This window comes from Bradyrhizobium sp. AUGA SZCCT0431 (assembly GCF_018131065.1).
GTDB lineage: Bacteria > Pseudomonadota > Alphaproteobacteria > Rhizobiales > Xanthobacteraceae > Bradyrhizobium.
Window position 1 is genome coordinate 87058 of sequence record NZ_JAFCLR010000028.1, and the last position, 6622, is coordinate 93679.

The 6622-nt window shown below is 59.8% G+C and carries 6 protein-coding genes; 3 read left to right on the top strand and 3 right to left on the bottom strand.

Annotated features, from left to right (window positions below):
• Nucleotides 1–101 precede the first annotated feature (101 nt).
• From JQ567_RS25245 to JQ567_RS25255, 3 genes are all read left to right on the top strand, one after another.
• Nucleotides 102–1013 (top strand): LysR substrate-binding domain-containing protein, encoded by a 912-nt coding sequence (locus JQ567_RS25245; protein ID WP_212441307.1) that lies wholly within the window; start codon nt 102–104, stop codon nt 1011–1013.
• A gap of 291 nt (nt 1014–1304) precedes the next feature.
• On the top strand, nt 1305–1637 hold the full coding sequence (locus JQ567_RS25250; protein ID WP_212294456.1) for a cupin domain-containing protein: 333 nt from the start codon (nt 1305–1307) through the stop codon (nt 1635–1637).
• A 534-nt stretch (nt 1638–2171) separates the two neighbouring features.
• Nucleotides 2172–3077 carry an ABC transporter substrate-binding protein gene (locus JQ567_RS25255; RefSeq protein ID WP_212441308.1) on the top strand — a complete coding sequence of 302 codons (906 nt, stop codon included), beginning with the start codon at nt 2172–2174 and terminating at the stop codon, nt 3075–3077.
• A 235-nt stretch (nt 3078–3312) separates the two neighbouring features.
• Here the strand turns inward: JQ567_RS25255 and JQ567_RS25260 are convergent, their stop codons facing one another.
• The 3 genes from JQ567_RS25260 to JQ567_RS25270 all read right to left on the bottom strand — a co-directional run bounded on the left by JQ567_RS25260 (nt 3313) and on the right by JQ567_RS25270 (nt 6152).
• Entirely contained in the window at nt 3313–3669 is a 357-nt protein-coding gene (locus tag JQ567_RS25260) for an Mth938-like domain-containing protein (protein WP_212441309.1), read from the bottom strand.
• A 124-nt stretch (nt 3670–3793) separates the two neighbouring features.
• Nucleotides 3794–4981 carry a 6-phosphofructokinase gene (locus JQ567_RS25265; protein WP_212441310.1) on the bottom strand — a complete coding sequence of 396 codons (1188 nt, stop codon included), beginning with the start codon at nt 4979–4981 and terminating at the stop codon, nt 3794–3796.
• Between the two features lie 25 nt (nt 4982–5006).
• Nucleotides 5007–6152, bottom strand: coding sequence for a fructose-1,6-bisphosphatase (locus JQ567_RS25270; RefSeq protein ID WP_212441311.1), 1146 nt, complete (start codon nt 6150–6152; stop codon nt 5007–5009).
• Nucleotides 6153–6622: the final 470 nt, after the last annotated feature.

Sequence of the window (6622 nt, forward strand, 5' to 3'; positions counted from 1 at the left end):
GTCACGGGCACGTCTGCTCGCTTCGACGCGGACTGGGTCTTTCGCGATTTGGAGTGAAGTGCCAAAATCCAAATATTTTCCGGATCATGGAAGGAAATCAGATGGATCGCCTAGAAGCTATGTCGACCTTTCTGACCGTGGTCGAGCAGGGCAGCTTGTCCGCCGCGGCGCGGCGATTGAAAACGCCACTCACAACAGTCAGCCGCAACGTATCGGAGCTCGAGTCTTACCTGCGGGCGAAGCTTTTCAACCGATCCAACCGGCAACTGGTACTAACGGACGCAGGTACTTCCTACCTTGCCGCCTGCAAACGCATTCTCGCTGATGTGACCGAAGCTGAGCGTATGGCGTCCGGTGAGTACACGTCACCGACAGGCGAACTGACTGTGACGACCCCATTGGGCCTTGGGCGCGTCATTCTCATGCCGATCATCACGGACTTCCTCAAAACCTATCCGGATATCAAAATTAGAATGATCCCGACCAATCAGAGGCTGAATCTGGCTCAGGAGCAAATCGACGTCGCGGTACGCATCGGCGAGTTGCCGGATTCGAGTTTGGTTGCAGTACGGCTCGGCATGACGCGCCGAGTGTTCTGCGCCAGTCCCGCCTATCTGGCCGCTCGCGGAACGCCTCGCACGCCGGAAGATTTAGCCGGGCATGATTGCATCAATCTTACCGGTTTTACGCTACCCGATATCTGGACAGTCGTCAGAGACAAGGCGACCATAGCGGTGCCGGTGAATACGCGGCTGGTCGTCGGCAGCTCTGAAGCGGGTTATGCCGCGGCCCGCGCCGGCCTCGGAATTTCCATCGCCTTTGCTTATCAACTCGCGGCTACGCAAGAGGAAGGAGTCTTGACAACCGTGCTGGATGAATTCCAGCCGCCGGCAGTGCCGATCAATCTCTTGTATGTCGCCGACCGGTTTCTGCCGATCAAAATACGCGCTTTCCTGGACTTTGCAGCGCCGCGGCTGAAGCGAGTCTTCGCGGGCAGGTCGGTATCGGCATGACGCCGCGAGCCCATTGAGGGAGCGGGCCCAAAGGGGACCGGGTCTGCCCTCGTGGGCCCGGCTTCACTCGTGCACGACGGCTCAGCCGTAGACGTTCGGTCTGTGCCTGCCAAACTTCGGAAGGAGCCCTTTCGATTTCAGCGCCTGTTGACGTGGGCTCTTCGCCCTATCTGCCAACCAGTACCCGCCAGAACACGGCGTTACGATGAGGGACATCAACGCTGCTGAATTGCGTGCCCTTCAAAACGCAGCTGCCGAAAGGCTTATTCAGATCGCAAAGGAGGAATGGAAATGCATCACGTTCGTCAAGAGAACCTGCCCCGTGCCGGCAGTACCCATCAATTTGTCGGCGCCGATCAGGGCGACACCGGAGTGTCGGTCTTTCTGTTCCACGGGGAGCCGGGTTCCGGGCCGGGCCCGCATCGGCATCCTTATGACGAGATTCAGTTCATTCGTGAAGGTCGCGGAGTGTGGACCGTCGGTGGCAAGACTTTCGAAGGCCGTGCTGGCGACATCTTTGTCATTAAGGCCGGGGAGATTCACAGTTTCAAAGCGATCGGCGATTCGCCGTTGGTGCAGCTTGACGTACATCTCAGTCCACATTTCATCCAAGAGAACTTATAGCCATTTGCCGCACGCCCGGCTCGCGGGGCTGGAATGCCTTTTTTCCGGAATCACATTGGCAGCTCCTAAAAACAGAACTCTTTTGCAGCCGGCGTGACGCCCTCATATAGGGACGCTTCGCGCCGAAGCCTGCCGATTTGCCCGTTCAGCAACCCACCACATTTGTCTCTAATCTCAAGACGGCAAAATCGCTTAATATTGTTTTCCATCCTCTTTGACATTCCGTGCTCACGAAATACTCGAATGACAATGACCACGTCAGCTGTTGGGCACCTTTGAGACATGCCGGCCTATCCTTGAGAATGTCCGTTCAGCGGGGTAGACCGGAAGTCGCCGTGGTCCGGTCAAACCGACGCGAATGACCCAATCCGGTCCTAAGCTGGGCCGGAATTCCGCAGCGCAGCAGTCTCCCACCGTACTGAGGTGTGCTATCGTTTTGGTCAGCGCGGGAGGCGATGGCAGTGAGGCGACGCGAGTTCATTACTCTGCTCGGCGGCGCGCGCGCAGCAAGCGGCGAGACCGCCGCTGCTGGCGATGTTCCATCCGGCAATCCCGCCCGCGCTCCTGACTGAAACGGGCGGGGGCAGCGCATGGCGCGCCTTTTTCGGCGAGCTGCGCCGTTTAGGTTACGTGGAAGGACAAAGTCTGATCATCGAACGCTACTGGGCCGAGGGACGTCACGATCGTTATGCCGAAGTGGTCCGTGAAATCGTGACCCGCAACCCGGATGTGATCGTCACCGGAACGAATACCGTCGTGACCGTGTTCAAGGCGGCAACCGGTACGATACCGATTGTTGCGTTCATGCTGGATCCGCTGCAGGCGGGGCTGGTGACCAACCTGCACCGGCCCGGCGGCAACCTCACCGGCATCACGCTTGATGCCGGCATCGAGATCTGGGGAAAGCGGCTGGAGTTCTTGAAAGAAGCCATTCCTTCGATGCAGAAGGCCGTATTCCTGGGGATGCGCGGCGGATGGGAAGGGTCTGTGGGGCAAGTCTTGCGGGGTGCCGCCGCGCGTTTGGGAATTTCGCTGGCTTTTGTCTTCCCGCAGGAGGGGAAACCCTCGGAGATTGAGCGCGTCTTCGATGCGATAGCGGAGCAACGGCCGGACGCGGTGCTGGTGAGCGGAGAGGGCGACCTTTACGCCAACCGCCAGCTCATCGCCGAGCTCGCCGTGAAAAAACGCTTGCCGACGATATGTCCGTACCGCGATTACGTCGAAGCCGGCGCGCTGATGGGCTATGCGCTCGATCTCACGGAGCTGTTCAGGCAGTTGGCCGATGACGTGCACAAAATCCTGAAAGGTGCCAAACCGGGTGACATTCCGATTTACCAGGCGACCAAATTTGAACTCCTAATCAACCTGAAGACGGCAAAAGCATTCGCCCTGACCCTGCCCCCGGCGCTGCTCGCCCGCGCCGACGAGGTGATCGAATAATTCTGCCATGACCGCTATTGGCACTTTTCTGACCATGCCGACGGACACTGACAATGTCCGTTCATTGGGGGTAGACCGGAAGTGGCCGACCTGGAGCCAAACCGGCGCGTTTGAGTCGCAGCCGACTCTGGTTTCCGCCACCGGTCAACACCCACGACCGTGCGACCAATCGATGTTCTCAATGCGCTCTCGGGCTTTTGCTCATGCGCCGCAGCGCAGTCGCGGCCGGCGCGATTTAGCAGGTAATGTGGAAAAGGCCGATCTTCTTCGCACGCGAGTTGTTGAACGTATGAATCGCCTTGGGGGTCGGCTGCAACAGAACCGTGCAACCCTTCTTCGAAAAATACGCCTCAGCTTCCGGCGACAGATGCACATTGCCCATCTGGCCGGAGCCGAGAATTAGCTGCTCGCATCCGGACTCATAGATGAACTTCGCTTCGTCTTTCGAGAGGACATGCGACGTGCCGTAGTACTTCTTCGACAGCTTTTTCTTCCGCCTTGCCACTTCGCCGGAGAGACGAATGATCACGTCGTGTTCATACGTCGTTCCGCCAATCGTGATGGTGCCGAATGTAGTGCATTCGATCTCCATGGCCTGACCCCTTCATGATCTCGGCACGAGGCCCTGACACTCTGCGTTGGCAGACCCATCTGGCCGGGCACTACTTCCGAGGCTGCCCCATAGGAGACGCTCTTGGCGGTTACCGCCTGGCACCCTATGACGCGCGGTTGAGAAAGACCGGCAGCCCCAGCTTGTTGCCGTAGGTAGGGCGGTAGCGCTCCGTGTTGTATGTGCTGGCGACATCCAATTTGCGAGGCCCCAGCTTGGGGTCAGGGATGGGCACGAGGTCGTAACGGCCCTCTACCAGAGCCGACATGAGACCGGTCTTGCCTTCCAGGATGGCATCGTAGGCCATGTTGCCGAAAGTCAGGGCTACAAGCTTGTCGATGAAGTCAGGTTCGCCCGATCGCAAATCGTAGGTAAGGTCGGAGGTGATCGTCTCTTCTCCAGCGCGCTGCTTGATCTCCTCGGCAAGCGATTCCGCCACGCTGGCCTTCTTGCGGTGACCGTAGGCGTCGGGCTCGCCGTATTCCTGCAGCTTGTAGCCCTCCCATTCGGCGCCCTCGCTGAGCACGATCAGCGCGTAATTGCTCGGGTTGGCGCGCTTCTCCTCAAGGAGCAACTGGATCAATCTGTCGAGATTGACCCTGTACTCCGGTATGACGCATCGGATCGAGGTCGCGTACGCGGTGTAGAGCGCGGTAAATCCGGCATCGCGGCCAAAGACGCGGAAAATGCCAATTCGCTCGTGCGAGCCGACAGTGGTTCGCTGCCGCTGGATAGCTGCGCTGGCGCGAGTGATCGCGGTCGAGAAGCCGATGCAGTACTCGGTGTTGCGGACGTCGTTGTCCATCGTCTTCGGGATGGCGATGATCTTGACACCGAGTTCGTTGAGCTTGGCGGCATAACTAAGCGTGTCGTCGCCGCCGATGGCGATCAGGTGTTCGATGCCGAGCCCCGAGAGGTTCGCCAGCACCTGGCCGGTGAGGTCCCACGTCTTGGCTGCGCCGCCGCCCCTGGTACTCAGGGAGACCGGAAGGTCCTTGCCGACGAGATGATCGGGCAGCTTTTGCATTTTGGACGGATTGATGCGGCTCGAGTGCAGCACGGTGCCGCCGCTCCGGTCGATGGTGCGCGTGTTTTCACGATTCAGGGGCATGAGGTAGTGAGATTTGCTGGCCGGGTCCTCCAGGTTGAGGTGCGTGAGGGCCTCCCAACCACGGCGGAGGCCAATGACCTCAATGTCGTTCTCACTGCCGCGATAAGTCACGCTCTTGATGACGGCGTTAAGGCCGGGGACGTCGCCGCCGCCCGTGAGAATGCCGATGCGTTTTCTCGCCAAGCCCACCTCCCATTCGTAGCGTACTTTACTCGGCCGCTTCCGGCTTGCGCTCCTTGCGCACCTGAAAGCGCTTCAGCAGTGAGGACACGGTGTCGCGGAAGCCACCATACTCCAGCTCGGAATAGGGCAGCATCGCGGCGCCGGACCAGCCCTGGCTGCGCATCTCGATTGCCTTGCGCTGGGCGCGCCGGCGGACTTCGTCCCACGCCGGGTTGTCGAAGAAATCGGTAAAGGACTCCGAAAAACGGCCGTTCTTGTCGATCGAAAAGCCGGTGCAGGAAACGATCGGCAGGCAGTACAGGCCCGTCACCGGTGTGTTAAGTGGCACAGGCATGAGCGGCATCACGTGCGAGCCGCGCGCATCGCCGCCTACGAAGTGCGCCTTCGCGAACGGTGAGACGATTTCTTCGGGCGCCGGGAAAATCCCTTGGTTCCTGACGATCGCGACCGGATCGTCCTTGCCGGTATACTTGCCTGCGATCGAGTGAAGACGCTGCGCCGAAACAGCAACGGCAATCTCGTTGTTCGTTCGAGAAACGATGCGATCGATCCCAAAGCGCTCATTGTCGCGGAGCAGCGCGGCAATGTGGTAGCCGTCCGCGGGCGCTTCGAGTTCGATCACGCTGTCGCCAGCAGTGTGGTCCATGTCGATGACATGGAAACGGAAACCCTTGATCATCGGGGGAAGCATCAGCCCGGCGCAATACATGGGATCGGCGAAGGCGAGGTAGAGCGGCAGATTGTAGGCGCCGGGGCCGCATTTGTCGGCGGCGAACACCATGAAGGACTCCGCAGGTCTCGTGCCCGAGAGGCTGTGGTCGAAGCTGAGCTCGGCGACGCCCGGGCCGGCGCCTCGGACGTTTCCGGACGGTGCGTCGACGAGAAGATCCTGGCCGGCGCCATAAAGCCCGGAGGTTTTTGCGACCGAGGTGGCCGCGAGGAACGCCTTCCAGGCAAGTTGATGCACCTCGGAGCTCCCTTCGCCCCGTGTGTGCGTCATGATGATCGCAATGTCGTCGCCAGTGTGGCAGACGAAACCGTCGATCAGCAGGCCATCGCAGATCGCCTTCGCGACCTCGCCCTCGACAGCCGCCATCATGCGTGTAGACGGTTTCGTGTGGCCGCCGACGGAGCCTATGTCAGCCTTGATGACCGAAAGGGTGAGTCTCATGAGCGTTCCCTCCGACCAGCGCAGCGCCTCGGTGTCTGGGCTTGCTGCACCGGGGCGACGGCGCTGCTCATTCGCGAAAAAGAACGTCTGAGGTTTCCGTTAGGTTCCACAAATGCCCTTCTCGAAAAGCGCGGGCTCATCCGGTAGCCGGGATCATCGATCACCGTAAAGATCATGCCAGTAGCGATGGGATAAACAGTTCATGCGCCGCCATTTGCTGCGGTGCACGAGTCCGGTGCTGGCACTTTTGAGACATGCCGCCCGTCCGTGACGGTGTCCGCTTTCGGGGGAAAACCGGAAGTCATTGACGGAGAGCCAAACCGACGCGATTGACCCTGGCTGTGTGAAAACGCCGCTGCTTTGCTATGATTCTCTCGTGATTCTGCGGGGGAAGCTGATGCGGCGCTTCGTTGAGCAGGCGGATCGTGGGCAGTGGACGCTATTGCCCGAATGCCTTGATGATTTCATTG

Coding starts and splice junctions, on each gene's coding strand:
- JQ567_RS25250 (WP_212294456.1), top strand. CDS start 1,305: ATGCATCACGTTCGTCAAGAGAACCTGCCCCGTGCCGGCAGTACCCAT.
- JQ567_RS25255 (WP_212441308.1), top strand. CDS start 2,172: ATGTTCCATCCGGCAATCCCGCCCGCGCTCCTGACTGAAACGGGCGGG.
- JQ567_RS25245 (WP_212441307.1), top strand. CDS start 102: ATGGATCGCCTAGAAGCTATGTCGACCTTTCTGACCGTGGTCGAGCAG.
- JQ567_RS25260 (WP_212441309.1), bottom strand. CDS start 3,669: ATGGAGATCGAATGCACTACATTCGGCACCATCACGATTGGCGGAACG.
- JQ567_RS25270 (WP_212441311.1), bottom strand. CDS start 6,152: ATGAGACTCACCCTTTCGGTCATCAAGGCTGACATAGGCTCCGTCGGC.